The sequence below is a fragment of the Mycolicibacterium celeriflavum genome (assembly GCF_010731795.1).
GTDB classification, from domain to species: Bacteria; Actinomycetota; Actinomycetes; order Mycobacteriales; family Mycobacteriaceae; genus Mycobacterium; species Mycobacterium celeriflavum.
Genome location: NZ_AP022591.1, coordinates 949,695 through 970,090 on the forward strand (window position 1 = coordinate 949,695; position 20,396 = coordinate 970,090).

Annotated in this window: 16 protein-coding genes and 3 rRNA genes; 2 read left to right on the plus strand and 17 right to left on the minus strand. The window is 65.0% G+C overall.

Features of this window, described 5'->3' with window-relative positions:
- Positions 1-68 precede the first annotated feature (68 nt).
- Together G6N18_RS04520 and G6N18_RS04525 are read right to left on the minus strand one after the other, a co-directional pair.
- Complete coding sequence (locus G6N18_RS04520) at positions 69-917, minus strand: segregation/condensation protein A (RefSeq protein WP_407663552.1); 849 nt, start codon at positions 915-917, stop codon at positions 69-71.
- Positions 914-1,774, minus strand: coding sequence for a ParA family protein (locus G6N18_RS04525; RefSeq protein ID WP_083004308.1), 861 nt, complete (start codon positions 1,772-1,774; stop codon positions 914-916). Before G6N18_RS04525 ends, G6N18_RS04520 begins: the two co-directional genes overlap by 4 nt.
- A 137-nt stretch (positions 1,775-1,911) precedes the next feature.
- Here G6N18_RS04525 and G6N18_RS04530 point away from each other — a divergent pair, with 137 nt between their 5' ends.
- Positions 1,912-2,667, plus strand: a complete 756-nt coding sequence (locus G6N18_RS04530) for an O-methyltransferase (RefSeq protein WP_083004311.1) — start codon at positions 1,912-1,914, stop codon at positions 2,665-2,667.
- 9 nt (positions 2,668-2,676) lie between these two features.
- On the opposite strand, the gene xerD is transcribed toward G6N18_RS04530, so the two are convergent.
- The 6 genes from xerD to G6N18_RS04560 form a co-directional block, all read right to left on the minus strand.
- Positions 2,677-3,624: a site-specific tyrosine recombinase XerD gene (xerD, locus tag G6N18_RS04535; RefSeq protein ID WP_083004366.1), complete on the minus strand. Its 948-nt coding sequence runs from the start codon at positions 3,622-3,624 to the stop codon at positions 2,677-2,679.
- Positions 3,621-4,241 carry an NUDIX domain-containing protein gene (locus tag G6N18_RS04540; RefSeq protein WP_067220109.1) on the minus strand — a complete coding sequence of 207 codons (621 nt, stop codon included), beginning with the start codon at positions 4,239-4,241 and terminating at the stop codon, positions 3,621-3,623. The genes xerD and G6N18_RS04540 overlap by 4 nt, the downstream gene beginning before the upstream one ends.
- Positions 4,234-5,997, minus strand: a complete 1,764-nt coding sequence (locus tag G6N18_RS04545) for a CTP synthase (RefSeq protein WP_067220106.1) — start codon at positions 5,995-5,997, stop codon at positions 4,234-4,236. Before G6N18_RS04545 ends, G6N18_RS04540 begins: the two co-directional genes overlap by 8 nt.
- 153 nt (positions 5,998-6,150) lie before the next feature.
- Positions 6,151-7,092, minus strand: a complete 942-nt coding sequence (locus G6N18_RS04550; protein WP_083004314.1) for a copper transporter — start codon at positions 7,090-7,092, stop codon at positions 6,151-6,153.
- Position 7,093: 1 nt separating this feature from the next.
- Entirely contained in the window at positions 7,094-8,278 is a 1,185-nt protein-coding gene (steA, locus tag G6N18_RS04555) for a putative cytokinetic ring protein SteA (protein WP_083004316.1), read from the minus strand.
- An 81-nt stretch (positions 8,279-8,359) separates the two neighbouring features.
- The gene (locus G6N18_RS04560; protein ID WP_083004319.1) at positions 8,360-8,740 is read right to left on the minus strand and encodes a VOC family protein; all 381 of its coding nucleotides are present in this window, start codon (positions 8,738-8,740) and stop codon (positions 8,360-8,362) included.
- A 79-nt stretch (positions 8,741-8,819) separates the two neighbouring features.
- On the opposite strand from G6N18_RS04560, the gene G6N18_RS04565 reads away from it, so the two are divergent.
- On the plus strand, positions 8,820-9,347 hold the full coding sequence (locus tag G6N18_RS04565; protein WP_308215042.1) for a TetR/AcrR family transcriptional regulator: 528 nt from the start codon (positions 8,820-8,822) through the stop codon (positions 9,345-9,347).
- On the opposite strand, the gene recN is transcribed toward G6N18_RS04565, so the two are convergent.
- The 9 genes from recN to G6N18_RS04610 all read right to left on the minus strand — a co-directional run bounded on the left by recN (position 9,272) and on the right by G6N18_RS04610 (position 20,194).
- On the minus strand, positions 9,272-11,104 hold the full coding sequence (gene recN / locus G6N18_RS04570) for a DNA repair protein RecN (protein WP_083004322.1): 1,833 nt from the start codon (positions 11,102-11,104) through the stop codon (positions 9,272-9,274). The two genes, G6N18_RS04565 and recN, sit on opposite strands and share 76 nt — an antisense overlap.
- On the minus strand, positions 11,104-12,027 hold the full coding sequence (locus tag G6N18_RS04575; RefSeq protein ID WP_067216152.1) for an NAD kinase: 924 nt from the start codon (positions 12,025-12,027) through the stop codon (positions 11,104-11,106). Before G6N18_RS04575 ends, recN begins: the two co-directional genes overlap by 1 nt.
- Positions 12,024-12,833, minus strand: coding sequence for a TlyA family RNA methyltransferase (locus G6N18_RS04580; protein ID WP_083004325.1), 810 nt, complete (start codon positions 12,831-12,833; stop codon positions 12,024-12,026). Before G6N18_RS04580 ends, G6N18_RS04575 begins: the two co-directional genes overlap by 4 nt.
- Positions 12,834-12,838: 5 nt before the next feature.
- A complete protein-coding gene (locus G6N18_RS04585) occupies positions 12,839-13,024 on the minus strand; it encodes a hypothetical protein (protein ID WP_059098670.1) in 186 nt (61 codons plus the stop codon).
- Positions 13,025-13,032: 8 nt separating this feature from the next.
- The gene (locus G6N18_RS04590) at positions 13,033-14,055 is read right to left on the minus strand and encodes an HAD-IIA family hydrolase (RefSeq protein WP_083004327.1); all 1,023 of its coding nucleotides are present in this window, start codon (positions 14,053-14,055) and stop codon (positions 13,033-13,035) included.
- Between the two features lies 1 nt (position 14,056).
- Positions 14,057-14,839: a tetratricopeptide repeat protein gene (locus tag G6N18_RS04595; protein ID WP_083004330.1), complete on the minus strand. Its 783-nt coding sequence runs from the start codon at positions 14,837-14,839 to the stop codon at positions 14,057-14,059.
- Positions 14,840-14,941: 102 nt separating this feature from the next.
- Positions 14,942-15,056 (minus strand): 5S ribosomal RNA (rrf, locus tag G6N18_RS04600).
- Between the two features lie 87 nt (positions 15,057-15,143).
- Positions 15,144-18,273: ribosomal RNA gene (locus G6N18_RS04605) — 23S ribosomal RNA — on the minus strand.
- Positions 18,274-18,672: 399 nt separating this feature from the next.
- Positions 18,673-20,194: ribosomal RNA gene (locus G6N18_RS04610) — 16S ribosomal RNA — on the minus strand.
- The 16S, 23S and 5S rRNA genes sit together here, the layout of an rRNA operon.
- Positions 20,195-20,396: the final 202 nt, after the last annotated feature.

The following is a 20,396-nucleotide window of genomic DNA, read 5'->3' on the forward strand; positions in this document are numbered from 1 at the left end:
CGGCATCGGTCGCGACGCCCTCGTGGTCGAGGTCCGTCGCGGCCTCGTGGAGGTTGTCGGGGTCTTCGCTATCCATACTGATCTTCTTCCACCGCCAGGTGCTGGTTCGTCGGCCGCTCACCGGTCCACGAAATCTGCAGCACACCAAGCGGTTCAGGTTGTTCGAATGCTACCGCTCGGGCGCGGTAGAGCTCGAGCAGCGCCAGGAACCGCCCGACGATCTCGATCGGCGCCTCACAGTCGGCCACCAGATCCCGGAAGGAGGCCCACCGGCCGATCCCGCGGCTCTCCAGCAGCGCCATCAGGTTACCGATCTGCTCGGGCACCGACACCGCCGCGTGGTGCAGATGGTCAGTGCTCACCGTCGGCACCGGCCTGGGCGTGAACGCGGTCGCGGCGATCTGCGCGAAGTCCTGTGCGTCGACGCCGATCATCACTTCCGGCAGAAGTTCGGAGTAGCGGTCCTCCAGCGCTACTGAGCGCGGGTAGCTGCGCAGCGCCGCAGCCTCCAACTCGGCGAACATCTCCGCCACATGTTTGAACGCACGGTATTGAAGCAGCCGGGCGAACAGCAGGTCGCGCACCTCGAGCAGGGCGAGATCCTCTTCGTCGTGCACCTCGCCGGCGGGCAACAGCCGGGCGGCTTTCAGGTCGAGCAGCGTCGCCGCGATCACCAGGAACGCGGTGGTCTCGTCGAGTTCCATCTGGGCACCGATCGCCTTGGTGTAGGCGATGAAGTCGTCGGTCACCCGGTGCAACGCCACCTCGGTGACGTCGAGGCGGTGCGCGAAGATCAACTGCAGCAGCAGGTCGAATGGGCCCTCGAAATTGCTGAGCCGGACCTGGAATCCGGACGGCGAAGACTCGTCGGAATCCGGGTTTGCCGCTGCGCCGGTCTCCGTCAGAGGGTCATTCACGCGCCGAACCGGTCGATGACCTCGCGAGCCAACAGTCGATACCCCTGCGCGCCAGCGGATTTCGGCGCCCAGGTGGTGATCGGTTCACCGGCGACGCTGGTCTCGGGGAAACGCACGGTGCGGGTGATGACGGTGTCGAACACCAGGTCGCCGAAGCGCTCCACAACTCGGGCCATCACTTCGCGGGAGTTTACGGTGCGCGGGTCGTAGCGGGTGATCAGGATGCCGCTGATCGACAGCTTCGGGTTCAGCCTGTCGTGCACCTTGTCGACGGTGTCGGTGAGCAGCGCCAGCCCGCGCAGCGAGAAGAACTCGCACTCGGTCGGGATGATCACCCCGTCGCTGCACGCCAGGCCGTTCACGGTGAGCAGACCCAGCGAGGGCTGGCAGTCGATGAGCACGTAGTCGTAGCGGTCCAACACCGGATACAGCGCGCGGGCCAGCGACTGCTCGCGGCCAACCTCGTTCACCAGCTGGATCTCCGCTGCCGACAGGTCGATGTTGCTCGGCACCAGATCCAGGTTTTTGACCCGCGTGCTGATCAGCACGTCGTCGATCGACACCCGCGGTTCGACCAGCAGGTTGTGCACCGTGTGCTCGAGTTCGTAATGCGGCACCCCGAGCCCCGCCGACAATGCGCCCTGCGGGTCGAGGTCCACCAGCAGCACCCGGCGGCCGTATTCGGCGAGGCTGGCACCCAGGTTGATGGTCGAGGTGGTCTTGCCGACCCCGCCCTTCTGGTTGCACATCGCGATGACCTTCGCCGGCCCATGGGCTGTCTTCGGATGTGGTTCGGGAATGTTCCGCGGTGGGCGGCCGGTCAGGCCCAGCTCCACCGCCCCCGCGTCGTCGCTCATGCCCGACCGTCGCTGGTCAGGCAATTCACAGACATGGCGGGCATCCGGGCAAGTTTAACGGCAGGAACGTGCCAGGTCAGCCAGACCCGCGGGCAACTTCAGAGCCAATGGGCCGCATCGCGGCTTAGGGTGACGACATGGGTCTGAAGCAACGCATGCCACTGCTTCGGTGGTCGGTCCTGCGCATGGCAGTGGGCGCCCGCAATATCTTCACCACCGGCCAGATCGGCGACGGCCGCGAAGCGGCAGCTCGCGACTATGTGCTGGCCAACGCGCGGAAGGGTGACATCGACGACGTCATCGCCAAGATCGACCAGTACGCCTACGAAAAGTCGTTCCTGATCAACGTCGGCGACGAGAAGGGTGCAATTCTCGACGCCGCGGTCCGGCGGGCAGACCCGCGCCTGGTGCTCGAGCTCGGCACCTACTGCGGCTACGGCGCGCTACGGCTGGCCCGGGCGGCGCCCTCGGCACGGGTCTTCTCGGTGGAACTCGCCGAAGCCAACGCCGAGATCGCCCGTCGCATCTGGGCGCACGCCGGGGTCGACGACCGCGTCACCTGCGTCGTCGGCACCATCGGCGACGGCGGCCCCACCCTCGACGCGCTGGCCACCGAGTACGGCTTCGGCCCGGGCATGCTCGACGTGCTGTTCCTCGACCACGACAAGGACGCCTACCTGCCCGACCTGCAGAGCATGCTCGACCGGGACTGGCTGCACCGCGGGTCGATCGTCGTCGCCGACAACGTGAAGATCCCCGGGGCGCCGAAGTATCGCGAGTACATGCGCGGCCAGCAGGGCAAGCTGTTCGACACCGTCGAGCACAAGACGCACGCCGAGTATCAGACGCTGTTGGCCGATCTGGTCCTCGAGTCGGAGTACCTGGGCGGCTGAGGGGCGGGCTTATCGCGCCCGCGGGTGGGCGCCGGCCCACACCTCGCGCAGCGCGTTGACCGTCACCATGGTGTAGATCTGCGTGGTCGTCACCGATGCGTGACCGAGCAGTTCCTGCACGACACGGACGTCGGCCCCGCCGTCGAGCAGATGCGTGGCGAACGAGTGGCGCAGCACGTGCGGGGACACCGCGGCGGTGATGCCGGCCCGCTCGGCGGCGTCCTGCAGCACCTGCCATGCGCTCTGGCGCGACAGCCGTCCGCCCCTGGCGTTGAGGAAGATCGCGGGCGTACCCCTGCCGCGGCGCGCCAGATCGGGACGCCCGCGCACGAAATAGGCATCCAGCGCGGTGACGGCGGGTCTGCCTACCGGGACCAGCCGGTGTTTGCCGCCCTTGCCGCGGAGCAGCACCGACCGTGCGTGGGTGTCGACGTCGTCGACGTCGAGTCCGACCGCCTCGGAGATCCTGGCGCCCGTCGAGTACAGCAGTTCCAGTAGCGCCCGGTTGCGCAGCGTCAACGGGTTGTCGGCCTCGCTGTCACCGCCCGCACCCTCGAGCAGCGCCAGCACCTCGTCGATCGTCAGGCTCTTGGGCAGCCGCCTGCTCGGCGTCGGTGGTTTGACCGCCGACGCGACGTTGAGTTCGGTGAGCCCCTCGGCGGCCGCGAAGCGGTGTAGTCCGCGGACCGCGATCAGCGCGCGCGCCGCCGAAACCGCCGACAGCGGTGCGGCGCCGGCCCCGGTGTCACCGCGGCGCAGTGCGACCAGGAACTCGCTGACATCGGTTTCGGTCACTTCGGTCAGGTCGTCGATACCGCGCGCCGTCAGGTGTTCGGTGTAGCGGCGCAGGTCGCGGCGGTAGGAGCTCAACGTGTTGGCGGCCACGCCGCGTTCGATGGTCAGGTGGTCGAGATAGCCCTGCACCTGACCGTCGAGCACCGAGGCAAAGGTGGTCACGGGTGGCCCTTCCGGCGGCCGAACGCGGTCGGCCGGTCGGGCCACGGCGCGTCGACGGCCCGCAACACCACCCGATCACCGATCGCGTGCGCTGCCAAAATGCCGCCCACTGCAAGCGAATTGACGATCTCGCCCGCCAGCACCATCCGCACCGCCTCGTCGAGCGGATACCACCGCAGCGTCAAATCCGCTTCCTCGTCCTGACCTTCGGGGCGTCCTACGTCGGTGAGGCCGGTGGCCAGATACACCCGCACGCTTTCGTCGCTGAAGCCGGGCGCGGAGTCCAGGTCGACGAGCACCCGCCAGTCGGTGGCCGACAGACCGGCCTCTTCCTCGAGTTCCCGTGCGGCGGTGAGGTGGGGTGGTTCACCGCCGAGGTCGAGCAGGCCGGCGGGCAATTCCCACAGCCGCCGTCCCAGCGGGTGACGGTACTGGTGCACCAGCGCGATGTTGCGGTCGTCGTCCATCGCGAGAACGGCGACGGCGCCGTAGTGTTCGACCACCTCACGGCGGGCGGTGTGGCCGCCGGGCATGCGCACCTCGTCCGCGCGCAACGCGAAGATGTTTCCGACGTAAAGGGTTTCGGAGGAGACCGTCTCGAAGTCGTGGTCAGCCACGGGCCGCGGGCTCTTGCAGCAGGGCCCCGACTTCGTCGGCATGTTCGACGCCGTTGGGCCGCTGCCCGGAAATCTCCATGCCGGGAAGTCGCTCCTCCGCCTTGTAGTCGAGCGCTGCCCCGACGAACGCCACGAACAACGGATGCGGCCGAGTGGGCCTGCTCTTGAGTTCGGGATGCGCCTGGGTGCCGACGATGAACGGATGCACATCCGACGAGTACTCGACGAACTCGACGAGGTGACCGTCGGGCGACGTCCCGGAGAACCGCAGGCCGCTCTCGGCGATGCGGTCGCGGTAGGCATTGTTCACCTCGTAGCGGTGACGGTGACGCTCAGACACCTCAGTGGCGTCGTATGCCCGCGCCACAATCGAATCCGGCTGTAGCACAGCTGGATACGCGCCGAGGCGCATGGTGCCGCCCAGATCCGCGTCGCCGGCGACAGCGTCGCGTTGATCAGCCATGGTGGAGATCACCGGGTCGGGAGTCGCCGGGTCGAACTCAGCGGAGTTGGCCTCGCTGATGCCGACCGAGCGGGCCGCCTCGATCACGATGCACTGCAATCCCAGGCACAGGCCCAGCACCGGCAGGCCCCGCTTGCGGGCGTACTGGATCGCGCCGATCTTGCCTTCGATGCCGCGGATGCCGAAGCCGCCGGGGATCAGCACACCGTGCACGTCGGCGAGTGCGGCGGCCGCATCGCCGTCGATCTCGCAGTCGTCGGAGGCCACCCAGCGCATCTCGACCTTGGCCCGGTGTTTGAATCCGCCCGCCCGCAACGCCTCGGCCACCGAAAGGTAGGCATCCGACAAGTCGATGTACTTGCCCACCAACGCGATTCGCACCGTCTCGTGCGGTTCGTGCACCCGCTGGAGAAGATCGTTCCATTGCGTCCAATCGACGTCGCGGAACGGCAGGTTCAGTCGGCGCACAACGTACGCGTCGAGTTCCTCGCGGTGCAGCACCTTGGGGATGTCGTAGATCGACGGCGCGTCGGGGGTTGAGATGACGCCGTCGACGTCGACGTCGCACATCAGCGCGATCTTGTTCTTCAGCGGTTCGGGAACGTCACGGTCGCAGCGCAGGATCAACGCGTCCGGAGTGATACCGATGCTGCGCAGCGCCGCCACCGAATGTTGCGTCGGCTTGGTCTTCAGTTCGCCCGACGGCGCCATGTAGGGCACCAGCGAGCAGTGCAGGAAGAAACAATTCTCCCGACCGACCTCGTGACGCACCTGCCGCGCGGCCTCCAGGAAGGGCAACGATTCGATGTCGCCGACCGTGCCGCCGATCTCGGTGATCACGATGTCGGGCCGTCGACCACTCTCGTCGGGAGTCGCCGTCGCCAGGATGCGGGCCTTGATCTCGTCGGTGATGTGCGGGATCACCTGGACGGTGTCGCCGAGATACTCGCCACGGCGTTCTTTGGCGATGACCGATGAATACACCTGTCCGGTCGTGACGTTCGCCGAGCCGGACAGGTTGCGGTCGAGGAAGCGTTCGTAGTGCCCGACATCCAGATCGGTCTCGGCGCCGTCCTCGGTGACGAACACCTCGCCATGCTGGAACGGGTTCATGGTGCCGGGATCGACGTTGAGGTAGGGGTCGAGCTTCTGCATCGTCACCTGCAGGCCACGCGCGGTCAACAGCTGCCCGAGGCTCGAGGCGGTCAGCCCCTTGCCGAGTGAGGAAACGACGCCGCCCGTGACGAAGAGGTGCTTGGTGGCCGTTTGCGGGTGCTTGCGTAACGCTGGCAAGAGCAACCTCCGTGACGACGGGCAGGGCTTACATTTCTGGGCTGATTCCCAGTTTGGGGCCTGCCGACCCACGGAACCCCACCCTAACACCGACGCCGACAAGGCGTCGCTGACGCGCCGTGCGCGCGCGACGAGCCAGGCAGGGACCGGACATCATTGCGCGACGGTGACCGATGTCGAACCCGGGCCGATGCCGTACTGGCCGGGTCGGCCGCCGTTGAGCAGGTCCGCAAGCGCCAGCACCGCGGTGATGCGTCCGGACTCGCTGTCGACGTCATCGACCGTGCTCACCGCGGACTTCAGTGCGGAATCCGAGCGGGCCACAGCGACCGCCGCGGTGCCCGCCGCCGAGCCGTCGCGCCCCACCAGCACGGTGCCCGACCCGTGCGGGGCCAGGCCGCCGGCGAATCGGGCGACGGTGGCGCCCCGGTTACCGGCGTCGTCGCCCAGTGCCCCGCCGGTCACGACGAGCGCCGTGTTCGCCGCGCCCACCCGCTGGTCGCCGTAGGTGATGAAGCCGGTGTCGCGCAGGCTCGCGAGGACGGTGGCGCGTTGGGTGTCGTCGACGGCCTGCACCTTCGGGTCCCGGTTGATCAGCAGCGCGATGCCCAGCAGGTCGCCGGCCTGCGAACCCTGGTCCACCGACGCGGTGCTCAACTGTCTTCCGGCCGGCACGATCGGCGAGTTGACCACTGACAGCAGCTTCTCGGCGGCGTTGGCGTCGACGAACTGCTGGGTCAGCGCCACGGTGCCGGTGACAGTCCCGCCGGCCTGGCCGACGAGCCGCGTCACCGCGTCGATGTCGTCGTCGGCGGCATCGGGGGTACGAAACAACACCACCGACTTGTCGACCAGTGCGTCACGCACGATGCGGGGGGACATCATTGCATCGAATTCACCAGCGGCGCTGAGTTTTTCGTTGAGCGCGTTCTTCTCTTGGGTGAGCGTGTTGATCTGGTCCTGCAGCCCACGCTTGTCGTCGCGCAGCCCCGACAGCACGGTGTTCGACAGCAGTCCCGACCCCAGCGCGACGCCGATCGCAAGCGCGAGGAACACCGCCGCGAGCGAGATCGCGTGTGTGCGTAGCGAAATCATCCTAGGTGATCCAGCCCTGGACCCATAGCGAGAAGCGGTTCCAGTAGTCGACGATCCAGTCCAGCAGCACAGCGTCGACGCGCGCCACCCACAATGCGACGATCACCGCGACCAGCATTGCGAGCACCAGCAGGGCGATCGCTCCACCGGACACCCGGCTGCGGTACAGCGTGGCAACGGCTTTGGCGTCGACCAGCTTCTCGCCCACCTTCAGTCGAGTCAGGAACGTCGACGGATTGCTCTGCTGGCGCGCCCGGTCGAAGAACTCCTCGATGCTGGCCGTGTGGCCCGCGGTGACGATCAGCGACGCGCCGTGATGGTCGCACAGCAGCAACGCCAGGTCGGCCGCCGATCCCGCCGCGGGAAACGTCATCGCCCCGACCCCGAGGTCCTGGATCCGCTCCAAGCCGGCGGCGTGCCCGTCGGCGTCGGCGGGAAGCACCACCTGTGCCCCGCACCGCAGCACCTCGGCACTCATCTTGTCCGGATCGCCGACGATGAGTTGCGGCCGGTAGCCCGCCTTGCGCACCACGTCGGCGCCCGAGCCGACGCCGACCAGCACGGGTTGGTACTCCTTGATGAAGGGTTTGAGCGCCTTGAGGTCGATGGCGGCGTCGACGTCCTCGGCGACGATCACCACGTGGCGCCGGTTGAGGTCGACGTCGACGTCGGGAATGCCGATCCCGTCGATCAGCAGCGGGCTCTCACTGCGGATGAACTCGATGGTGTTGCCGGCGAACGCCTCGAGGTGCGCCACCAGGCCGCTCTTGGCCTCGTGCATCAACTCGTGGATGTCGTGATCGGTCCGCTCGGCCCCGGCCACCAGGCGACGATCCCCGCTGTACACGCCGCCTTCGTGCAATCGCACCCGCGCGCCGTCCTTGACCTTCTTGAAGACGTCCTGGCCGGTGTCGTCGATCAGCGTGATGCCGTTGGCCACCAGAACCTCGGGTCCCAGGTTCGGATAGCGCCCGGAGATCGACGGCGAGGCGTTGACGACCCCGGTGACACCCGCTTCGACCAGCGCATCCGCGGTGATCCGGTCCAGGTCCAGCGCGTCGATGACGACGATGTCGCCCGGTGTGACGCGTCGCAAGAGCCGATCGATGTCGCGGTCGACGCGGGCCGTGCCGGTGATGCCCGGGCGTGAGCTGGCATTGCGAGATAGCAGCGCTGACATCTTCATGCGCCGATTTTGTCGAGATCAGCGCCCTTTCTGTCGGAGGCGCGCCGTATCATCTGTCCCTTTTGTCACATGAGTAACACGTCAGGAGTAGGCCTCGAACAGCTCGACGAGGTTGCCAGACGGGTCTGGCACAAGCGCTTGGCGACCTCCTCGCCCAGTGATGACCTCACCGCGCAGCGCGATTCCGGCTTCGCGCAGCACCGCAACTGCGTCGTCAAGATCATCGACGGGCAACTGGATGCGGTTCCAGCCGCCGGGTGTCGGTTGGCTGCCGTCCTTCAGGGTCTGGCCCGCACCTCCTCCACCGCCCGGTGAATTCAGCAACAGCCGCAACGCTCCGCGGCGAAGCATGGCGAAGCCCGGGCCCGGGCGCATGCCGACCTCGAACTGGAATTGTGATGTGTAGAAGTCCACTGCAGCGTCGACATCGTCGACGATGTAGCGAACGCTGACATTCGTCATCAGTGCACCTCCTGCCAGTTATGATACAACTATGTCCCAGAAAAGTCACCGCGATCCGCGGGCAGAGCATTCTCGTCGAGTGATCTGTCGCGCTGCTCTCGACCAATTCGCCGAATCGGGTTACGCGGGCTTGCGCATGGAGTCGGTCGCTGCTCGGGCCGGAGTCAGCCGCAGCACGCTTTACCGCCATTGGCCTGACAAAGCCGCCCTGATAGCTGACGCGCTCGACACCCTCAACGTGCAACCCGACCCGGCTCGCGACGAGTCCGGCGCCACGGCGCGCCAACGTGTCGAGATCCTCCTGCACCACCTCGCCACCGCGTTGACCGATTCCGCCGTTTCGGCTTGCATTCCAGCGCTCGTCCATGCCGCTGCAACCGAATCCGTCGTCAGGGACTTCTTCTACGCGTATTCAGCCCACCGCCGTCGGCGCTTGACCGAGACGATCGCCGCCGGTGTCGCGAACGGCGAATTCTCGGGGCGCATCGATCCGGAGGCGGCGGCGATCGCGTTGTCGGGGGCCTTGTTCTATCAGCGATTGGCGACATCCGACGTCGCGGATGACCTCTTCATCGATCGCTTGGTCGATACGGTGATGGGTCCTTGACCGACGTTGATGCGGTCCTTCTGCGCAGCGTCGAGCAGCTCACGCGCGTGGGCACGGCCGCTGTCCGACTCCCCGAGGCCGGCCAGCATTCGGGCCAACTCGGCCACCCGGTTTTCATCGTCGAGCCGACGGACCTCGCTGGCATGAATCTCCCCACCGCTGTCGACGACGAGGTGGACGTCGGCGTAGGCGGCGACCTGAGGCAGGTGCGTGACGACGATGACCTGGTGGGTGCGCGCCAGCCGGGCCAACCGGCGGCCGATCTGCACCGCGGCGCGGCCACCGACGCCTGCGTCGACCTCGTCGAACACCATCGTGGTGCCCTCGGCGGAGGCGGCCAGCACGACCTCGAGGGCCAGCATCACCCGGGAGAGCTCGCCGCCCGACGCGCTCTTGTTCAGGGGTAACAGGTCGGTGCCGCGGTGCGCCGCGAAGCCGAACTCGACGTTGTCGACGCCGTCGCGGCCGGCGTGCACGATGTCCCCGGACGGCAGGGTCATCGGCGCGGAGTCGTCGGCCTTCGCTGACAGCGGGCTCACCACCACCGCGAAGTCGGCATCGGCCATCGCCAAGCCCGCCAGTTCGGCGGTCACCGCCTTGGCCAAAGCCTTGGCCGCTTTCGTTCTGGCCCTGGTCAGTTCGGCCGCCGACGAGACGACCTTGCTGCGAAGCTCCTCGACGCGGGCTTCGAGTGCGGCCAGCGCCTCCTCCGAGACGTCGAGTTGCGCCAGGCGGTCCCGCGACTCACGGGCCCAGTCGAGCACACCGTCGATGTCGGCGGCATATTTCCGGGTGAGCGTGCGCAACTCGGCCTGCCGGGCCAGCTTGGCCTCCAAGGCGCTGGCGTCGATGGGCAGTCCCGACAGGAAGGTGCACAACTCGCCGCTGACGCTGGCGATCACGGCCAGCGCCTCGGAGAGTTGTTCGGCGAGCGCCGTCAGCGCGGTGTCGCCGGTCGCCTCCAGCGCTGACTTCGCCTGTACGACACCATGAGTCGCCGAGATGACGTCGGGTGACGGGTCATCCGGCCCGGCCAACGCCGCTCGCGCGATATGGGCCGCCTCGCGCAGCGCGTCGAGCTCGGAGAGCCGCCGGATGTCGTCGACGAGCGCGGCATCCTCACCGGGTTGCGGTGCCACGGCGTCGATCTCGTTGAGCCCGAACTTGAGCCGGTCGGCCTCCTGTGCCAATTCCCGTGCCCGTTGTCTGCGGTCGAGAAGGTCCCGACGCGCGGCCAGCCAGTCGTCGCGCGCCCTGCGGTACCGCTTCAGCGGCGTATCGACGCCGGCGAACCGGTCCAGCGCCACGCGCTGTTCGTCCGGCCGCATCAGTCGCAGCTGATCGTTCTGCCCGTGCAGCGCAAGTAGTTCGGTGGTGAAGCTGCTCAGCGACTTCGCCGGCACACTGCGTCCGCCGAGGTAGGCCCGCGACGGTCCGTCGCGGCTGACCGAGCGCGCGGCGATGACGCTTCCGTCGTCGTCGCGTTCGGCGCCCGAGGAGTCCAGAATCTCATCGACCAGTGCCTGGATACCGTCGCCGAGTTCCGTTGTCGTGAAACGACCTTCGACAACCGCCCGGGCGGCCCCGGACCGTACCCGGGTGGTGTCGGCGCGCGCGCCGCCCAGCAGATGCAGGCCGGTGACCACCATCGTCTTACCCGTGCCGGTCTCGCCGGTCAGCACCGTGAAACCGCGGTCGAACTCGGCGGTCGCAGTGCTGATCGCACCCAGTGATTCGATACGGATCTCGGAGAGCACTACTGTCCGCGCCACCCCGTGACCGGCAACCGGAACTTGCGCACGAGACGGTCGGTGAAGGGCGCACTGTCGAGGCGAACCCACTTCACCGGGGTCCCGCACCGGGTGACCTCGACGCGGCCCCCCGCGGGCACCACCATCTCGCGGCGGCCGTCGCAGAACACCAGCGCGTCGTGGCCCCTGGCCTCGACCTCGATCGCGATGGCTGCATCGGGACTGGTGACCATCGGCCGGGCGAACAGTGCGTGGGCGTTGTTCGGCACCACCAGGATCGCCTCGAGGTCGGGCCACACGATCGGACCACCCGCCGAGAATGCCCAGGCCGTCGATCCGGTCGGGGTCGCCACCAGCACACCGTCGCATCCGAACGACGACACCGGGCGGCCGTCGACCTCGAGTACGGCCCCCAAGACGCCCAGGCGGGGCCCCTTTTCGAGGCTGGCCTCGTTGAGCGCCCATCCCCGGTCGACGATCTGGCCCTCCACACGAACCACGACGTCGAGGGTCATGCGCTCCTCGACGCGGTAGTCGCGGTTGACGACGCGGTCGAGCACCGCGTCGATGGAGTCGGCCTCTGCCTCTGCCAGAAAGCCGATACGGCCGAGATTGACTCCGAGCACCGGGATTTCGACGTTACGGGCCAACTCCGCGGCGCGCAGGAAGGTGCCGTCACCGCCGAGGACGAGGACGAGTTCGCAGCCCTCGGCAGCACGTTCCTCGGCGTCGACGACTTCGATCCCGGGCCCGAGCGCGCGCATGTCGTCGGGCGACAGGTGAACCGGGCCGCGGTCGACGGCTTCCGCGGAGAGCACCTTGAGCCCGAACCCGTTGTCGCCGAGCACTTTCTGTACTCGCCGTGCGACTTCGCTGGCTTCGTCGCGACCGGTGTGTACCACCAGCAGGATGGTGCGCTGTGCGTTCATTGCGGACCCTCCGCGACCGCGGTGCGCACAGCGCGCTCGAGGCCCTGCCCGCGGAGCGGGCCGTCGTCGCCGTAGCGCAGGTGCAAGAAGTATTCGACGTTGCCGGACGGGCCGGGTAGCGGGCTCGCTTTCACGGCGACCGTTTGCCATCGCAGTTCGGCTGCGCGGTCGGCGACGGCGAGGACGGCGTCTGCACGCAGGTCCGAATCGGAGACGACGCCTCCCGCCCCGACGCGCTCCTTACCGACCTCGAACTGCGGCTTCACCATGGGCACGATATCGGCGTCGGGTGACGCGCACGATGTCAGCGCCGGCAGCACTGTGGACAGGGAGATGAACGACAGGTCCGCGACGACCAGGTCGACGGACCCGCCGATCGCGTCGGCGGTCAGGTCGCGCACGTTGGTGCGTTCCATCACCGTCACCCGGGGATCGGTGCGCAGCACCCAGGCCAACTGGCCGTAGCCCACGTCCGCGGCGATCACCTGGCGCGCGCCGCGGTCGAGCAGCACCTCGGTGAAACCTCCGGTCGATGCGCCGGCGTCCAGGCATCGGCGGCCCTCCACCACGACATCGAAGGCGTTCAGCGCGCCCATCAGCTTGTGCGCACCGCGCGACACCCAGGCGCGTTCGTCAGCGCCCTCCACGGTGAGGCTGGCCGTGACCGCGACCGCGGTCGCGGGTTTGGCGGCCGGCATGCCGTCGATGCTCACTCGTCCCGCACCGATCAGTTCGGCTGCCTGCTGGCGGGACCGGGCCAAGCCGCGTCGTACCAGCTCGGCGTCGACTCGAGCGCGCCGCGTCACGGCGGTCAGCCTTTCTCGACCGACTCGAGCGCCTGCACGAGCATGTCGTGCGCCTCTTCCAGTCGTGCCGCGAGGACCTCGATGTCCGTATCGGCAAGGTCCGCAAAACCTGAGCCTTCTTGCGCGGGGTCGGGCAGGTCGGCCAGCAACTCCACAATCCGTGCGCGGATCTGTTCGGGATCGGTACTCATGTCGGGGTTCACGCTAGTCGATTCGGCTCGTCAAGCACGGACCAGCGCCGCAGGGCCTGCCGTGCGGTGTCGTCACCGGCGGCCACGGTCAACGACCGGCCGTCGAGGCGGGCGTTCCACACCGCTTCGGCGGTGGCTCGCACCACCGACAGCGGGTCGGCAGGTTCGCGGCCGGTGAAGTACACGGTCGCCGCGGTGGCGTCGATGTCGATGCGCCAGGCCGGATGCGGTCCGATGCGCAGCGTGTCCGCCGGCGCGTCGAGTGAACGCAGATCGGCGGCGACATAGTTCGGCCGCTGCGATGCCTGCGCTCGGACGAGGTCGCCGGCGGTGCTGACACCGGTGAGCACGAGCAGGCTGGGCAGGCCGGCCGCGTTGGCACCGGCGATGTCGGTGTCGAGGCGGTCGCCCACCACCAGCGGTGTCTGAAAGGTGCCGCGGGCCAATGCGTCGGTGAGCAGGGTGGGCTGCGGTTTGCCGGCCACCTGCGGTTCGCGGTCGGTGGCCGCGCGTAAAGCCGCGACCATGGCGCCGTTGCCGGGCAGCAGGCCCCGCTCGGACGGCAGGGTCAGATCGGCGTTGGCCGCCACCCACAGAGCGCCGGCCCGGATCGCCAAGGATGCTTCGGCCAGGTCGGGCCAACCCGTCACCGGTGAGTGACCTTGAACGACGGCCACCGGTCCATCCGACCACTGCCGAACGGGCTTGAGGCCGACGCGGCTGATCTCGGCGGCCAGCGCGTCGGTGCCGACGACGAGAACAATTGCGCCCGGTGGCAATTGGCCGGCAAGGAGTTTAGCGGCGCTCTGCGCGCTGGTGACGACGTCGTCGGGCGTGGCGGCGAAACCCAGAGCGTGCAGGTGCTGGGCGACCTCGGCCGGCTCTCGCGATGCGTTGTTGGTGACGTAGAGAGTGCGCGCGCTGACTGCGGCCAGCGTCTCGACCGCGCCCGCCGTGGCCTCGTGGCCGCGAAACACGGTGCCGTCGAGATCCATTAGGAGGCAGTCATGTTCGCGCGCGAGGGAGCTCACGTCAGGAGAGCTCCGTGATGCGCTCTTCGGCGTCGGTCACGCCGTCGACATCGGCGGCGGCGGCGTTGATGAACCACTGCAGCGCATCCTCGTTGCGCCCCAAGGCGAGAAGCGTTGCGGCGTAGACGTAGAACAGTCGGGCCGCGGTCTGTCCGGTGCGGGCCGGGTCCAGTTGCGGTGTCGAAAGGAGCGCCAAGGCTTGCTCGTGCTGGCCGAGATCCGACCGGGCCCCGGCCACGACGATCCGCAGCTCGTCGGCATCGTCACCGGTGAGTTGAGCGGCCTCCGGACTGCGGGCCAGTTCGATCGCCCGCTCCGGGCGTCCGACGCCGCGTTCACAGTCGGCGATCAGCGCCAGCAGCGAAGATCTGCTGCCCATACGCCGTGCGGCACGAAGTTCGGCGAGTGCTTGGGCCCAGTCGCCGCAGTGGTACGCGGCGATTCCGACGGCTTCACGTACCGCGGCGATGCGGGCGGCGCGGGACCGGGCGGCGCGGGCATGCTCGAGCGCCGCCTGCGGATCCTCATCGATGAGCTGGCCGACGGCCACCAGGTGGCGGGCCACGAAGTCGGCGGTGGGACGGTCCAAAGTGGTGAGCTCGCCGCGGACATCAGGCGCGAGTTGTCTGGCCTCGATGCCTTCCGGTACCGGCGGGCCCGAAGGTTGACGCGAGTCGCCGTCGGGCCTGGGCTGCGACCGCCGCGCCCGGTTCGGGCCCGAGCTGCGCGGGGCCGAACGTTGCGGACGACGCCCGTCGTCGCCGCCTCTCCTGTCGTCAGCCACGTCTGCCTTTCTACCCGATGGACGATACCCCGGGAATACGTATTCGGTTGTCGCGAAATAGAATTACCCCCCACGCAGTCGTGGGGGGTAATCCTAATTTGTGTTCGGCGGTGTCCTACTTTTCCGCCCGGGTTGGGCAGTATCATTGGCGCTGGCAGGCTTAGCTTCCGGGTTCGGGATGGGTCCGGGCGTTTCCCTGCCGCTATTGACCGCCGTAACTCTATTCAATTCGTATGGAATTGTAGGTGTTATTTGGTGGTGGGGCGTGGTTGTTTGTTGTGCGTGGATATGTGTGGTTGCGAGTGTGTGTAAGTTTTCGGCCGGTTAGTGCCAGTTCCCTGCGCCCATTGCTGGGCGTGTAGGTCTGGTCTATCGATCCCGTGGTCTGCGGGGGGCCTTATCCCACTTGATGGGTGAGAAGCCTGGTCTTGGAGGGGGTTTCCCGCTTAGATGCTTTCAGCGGTTATCCTGTCCGAACGTGGCTATCCAGCGGTGCCCCTGGTGGGACAACTGGTGTACCAGAGGTTCGTCCGTCCCGGTCCTCTCGTACTAGGGACAGGTTTCCTCAAGCTTCTGACGCGCGCGGCGGATAGAGACCGAACTGTCTCACGACGTTCTAAACCCAGCTCGCGTGCCGCTTTAATGGGCGAACAGCCCAACCCTTGGGACCTGCTCCAGCCCCAGGATGCGACGAGCCGACATCGAGGTGCCAAACCATCCCGTCGATATGGACTCTTGGGAAGATCAGCCTGTTATCCCCGGGGTACCTTTTATCCGTTGAGCGACACCCCTTCCACTCGGGGGTGCCGGATCACTAGTCCCGACTTTCGTCCCTGCTTGACATGTTCGTCTTGCAGTCAAGCTCCCTTGTGCACTTACACTCAACACCTGATTGCCGTCCAGGTTGAGGGAACCTTTGGGCGCCTCCGTTACTTTTTAGGAGGCAACCGCCCCAGTTAAACTACCCACCAGGCACTGTCCCTGAACCGGATAGACGGTTCGAGGTTAGAGGCCCAATACGATCAGAGTGGTATTTCAACAACGACTCCGCCCACACTGGCGTGTGAGTTTCATAGTCTCCCACCTATCCTACACAAACCGTATCGAGCACCAATACCAAGTTGTAGTGAAGGTCCCGGGGTCTTTTCGTCCTGCCGCGCGTAACGAGCATCTTTACTCGTAATGCAATTTCGCCGAGTCTATGGTTGAGACAGCTGAGAAGTCGTTACGCCATTCGTGCAGGTCGGAACTTACCCGACAAGGAATTTCGCTACCTTAGGATGGTTATAGTTACCACCGCCGTTTACTGGGGCTTAAATTCTCCGCTTCACCCCCGAAAGGGTTAACGGGTCCTCTTAACCTTCCAGCACCGGGCAGGCGTCAGTCCGTATACCTCGTCTTGCGACTTCGCACGGACCTGTGTTTTTAGTAAACAGTCGCTTCTCACTGGTTTGTGCCACCGGATCCCGCTGCCGGCCGCGAAGGCCTTGACGGTGTTCCGGTCCCCCTTCTCCCGAAGTTACGGGGGCATTTTGCCGAGTTCCTTAACCATAGTTCACTCGTACGCCTCGGTATTCTCTACCTGACCACCTGTGTTGGTTTGGGGTACGGGCCGTGTATGCGCTCGCTAGAGGCTTTTCTCGACAGCATAGGATCACCGAATTCGCCTCACTCGGCTATGCATCACCTCTCAGACATGTGAGTGACGGATTTGCCTATCACTCGTCCTACAGGTTTGCCCCAGTATTACCACTGACTGGTACGGCTGCCTTCCTGCGTCACCCCATCGCTTGACTACTACCCACACGGGTCCCACGCAGCCGGTGTGTGTTGACTCCCGAAGGAGACAATCACCCACCATTTGGGTGGTTAGCAGAATGGATTCGTCAGGGACGCTCATACACGGGTACGGGAATATCAACCCGTTGTCCATCGACTACGCCTGTCGGCCTCGCCTTAGGTCCCGACTCACCCTGGGCGGACTGGCCTGGCCCAGGAACCCTTGGTCTTCCGGCGGGCAAGGTTCTCACTTGCCTTATCGCTACTCATGCCTGCATTCTCACTCCCACACCCTCCACCGTTGAATCACTTCACGGCTTCACCGGATGCAGGACGCTCCCCTACCCAACATAGAAAAATCTATGCTGCCGCGGCTTCGGCGGTGTGCTTGAGCCCCGCTACATTATCGGCGCACAATCACTTGACCAGTGAGCTATTACGCACTCTTTCAAGGGTGGCTGCTTCTAAGCCAACCTCCTGGTTGTCTTCGCGACTGCACATCCTTTTCCACTTAGCACACGCTTAGGGGCCTTAGCCGGCGATCTGGGCTGTTTCCCTCTCGACGCACGGAGCTTATCCCCCGCCGTCTCACTGCCGCACTACACCTTGCCGGCATTCGGAGTTTGGCTGACGTCAGTAACCTAGTAGGGCCCATCGGCCATCCAGTAGCTCTACCTCCAGCAAGAACCATGCGACGCTGCACCTAAATGCATTTCGGGGAGAACCAGCTATCACGGAGTTTGATTGGCCTTTCACCCCTACCCACAGCTCATCCCCTCAGTCTTCAACCTAAGTGGGTTCGGGCCTCCACGCGGTCTTACCCGCGCTTCACCCTGGCCATGGGTAGATCACTCCGCTTCGGGTCCAGAACACACCACTACACCAAACACTGTTGTTTGGATACGCCCTATTCAGACTCGCTTTCGCTGCGGCTACCCCACCCGGGTTAACCTCGCGACATGTCCCTGACTCGCAGGCTCATTCTTCAAAAGGCACGCCATCACCCCACGCTTTGACACGAGGGCTCTGACGGATTGTAGGCACACGGTTTCAGGTACTCTTTCACTCCCCTCCCGGGGTACTTTTCACCATTCCCTCACGGTACTGATCCGCTATCGGTCACTGAGAAGTATTCAGGCTTACCGGGTGGTCCCGGCAGATTCACAGCAGATTCCACGGGCCCGCTGCTACTCGGGGAAAACATTTCACGAAAGCCGTCGAGTTTTCGTCTACGGGGCTCTCACCCTCTACGACAGGCCATCCCAGACCACTTCAACTAACCCCACGGTTTATCACTTTCGCCCAGGCCGGCGGACCACGGGTAGAAACGCCCCACAACACCGCACACACAACCCCCGCCGGGTATCACATGCACACGGTTTAGCCATCCTCCGCTTTCGCTCGCCACTACTCACGGAATCACATATTGTTTTCTCTTCCTACGGGTACTGAGATGTTTCACTTCCCCGCGTTCCCCCCAGACGGCTATATATTCACCGCCTGGTGACACGACATCACTCGTGCCGGGTTTCCCCATTCGGACATCCTCGGATCCACGCTCGGTTGACAGCTCCCCGAGGCATATCGCAGCCTCCCACGTCCTTCATCGGCTCCCAGTGCCAAGGCATCCACCATGCGCCCTTAAACACTTACACACAAAACAGATCAAAATATTCTCGGAAGAATAAAAAATTGCATTATCACACACACAACAACCACCAACCCCCACAAAAAGAGAAGGCCAGCAATCCCTGCGTGCTAGATGCTCGCAACCACTATCCACAAATCAAACACCACACCCCACCACCAAAGCAGGGCGACAACCAAGTCCTATCTCCGGTTTCCCACACGCGGGACGAAGAGATAGCGGGCCTGTTGCCTCAAAGCCCAATAGTGTGTCCGATGATTTCCCGCCAGCAGTGTTTCCGCACCACCGACACGTTTGTTGTGCACCAGAACCACACCCACTACAGGCGCGGCCCATCCATCGAATCGCCCAGATCACCGACATCCCACACCATGTGGGCGGGCCTGGGTCTCGTGGTGCTCCTTAGAAAGGAGGTGATCCAGCCGCACCTTCCGGTACGGCTACCTTGTTACGACTTCGTCCCAATCGCCGATCCCACCTTCGACGGCTCCCTCCCACAAGGGGTTAGGCCACCGGCTTCGGGTGTTACCGACTTTCATGACGTGACGGGCGGTGTGTACAAGGCCCGGGAACGTATTCACCGCAGCGTTGCTGATCTGCGATTACTAGCGACTCCGACTTCACGGGGTCGAGTTGCAGACCCCGATCCGAACTGAGACCGGCTTTGAAAGGATTCGCTCCACCTCACGGCATCGCAGCCCTTTGTACCGGCCATTGTAGCATGTGTGAAGCCCTGGACATAAGGGGCATGATGACTTGACGTCATCCCCACCTTCCTCCGAGTTGACCCCGGCAGTCTCTCACGAGTCCCCACCATTACGTGCTGGCAACATGAGACAAGGGTTGCGCTCGTTGCGGGACTTAACCCAACATCTCACGACACGAGCTGACGACAGCCATGCACCACCTGCACACAGGCCACAAGGGAACCGACATCTCTGCCGGCGTCCTGTGCATGTCAAACCCAGGTAAGGTTCTTCGCGTTGCATCGAATTAATCCACATGCTCCGCCGCTTGTGCGGGCCCCCGTCAATTCCTTTGAGTTTTAGCCTTGCGGCCGTACTCCCCAGGCGGGGTACTTAATGCGTTAGCTACGGCACGGATCCCAAGGAAGGAAACCCACACCTAGTACCCACCGTTTACGGCGTGGACTACCAGGGTATCTAATCCTGTTCGCTCCCCACGCTTTCGCTCCTCAGCGTCAGTTACTGCCCAGAGACCCGCCTTCGCCACCGGTGTTCCTCCTGATATCTGCGCATTCCACCGCTACACCAGGAATTCCAGTCTCCCCTGCAGTACTCCAGTCTGCCCGTATCGCCCGCACGCCCACAGTTAAGCTGTGAGTTTTCACGGACAACGCGACAAACCACCTACGAGCTCTTTACGCCCAGTAATTCCGGACAACGCTCGCACCCTACGTATTACCGCGGCTGCTGGCACGTAGTTGGCCGGTGCTTCTTCTGTACCTACCGTCACTTCCGCTTCGTCGGTACTGAAAGAGGTTTACAACCCGAAGGCCGTCATCCCCCACGCGGCGTCGCTGCATCAGGCTTGCGCCCATTGTGCAATATTCCCCACTGCTGCCTCCCGTAGGAGTCTGGGCCGTATCTCAGTCCCAGTGTGGCCGGACACCCTCTCAGGCCGGCTACCCGTCGTCGCCTTGGTAGGCCATCACCCCACCAACAAGCTGATAGGCCGCGGGCCCATCCCACACCGCAAAAAGCTTTCCCCCACCAACCATGCAACCGGTAGGGAATATTCGGTATTAGACCCAGTTTCCCAGGCTTATCCCAAAGTGCAGGGCAGATCACCCACGTGTTACTCACCCGTTCGCCACTCGAGTACCCCGAAGGGCCTTTCCGTTCGACTTGCATGTGTTAAGCACGCCGCCAGCGTTCGTCCTGAGCCAGGATCAAACTCTCCAAACAAAACCTAAAAAGGCCAATCAGAGAAACATCTGACCAAAGCAAGACACCAAAAACTGGCATCAAAAACCACCACACCCACAAACGGGAAAACAGGGCATGGCAAAAAACAACAACAAACAAAAACCACCAAACACACTATTGAGTTCTCAAACAACACACCCGCACGGCCGCGCGACTAGCCCGCGGCTTTGAAGCCGCGTAC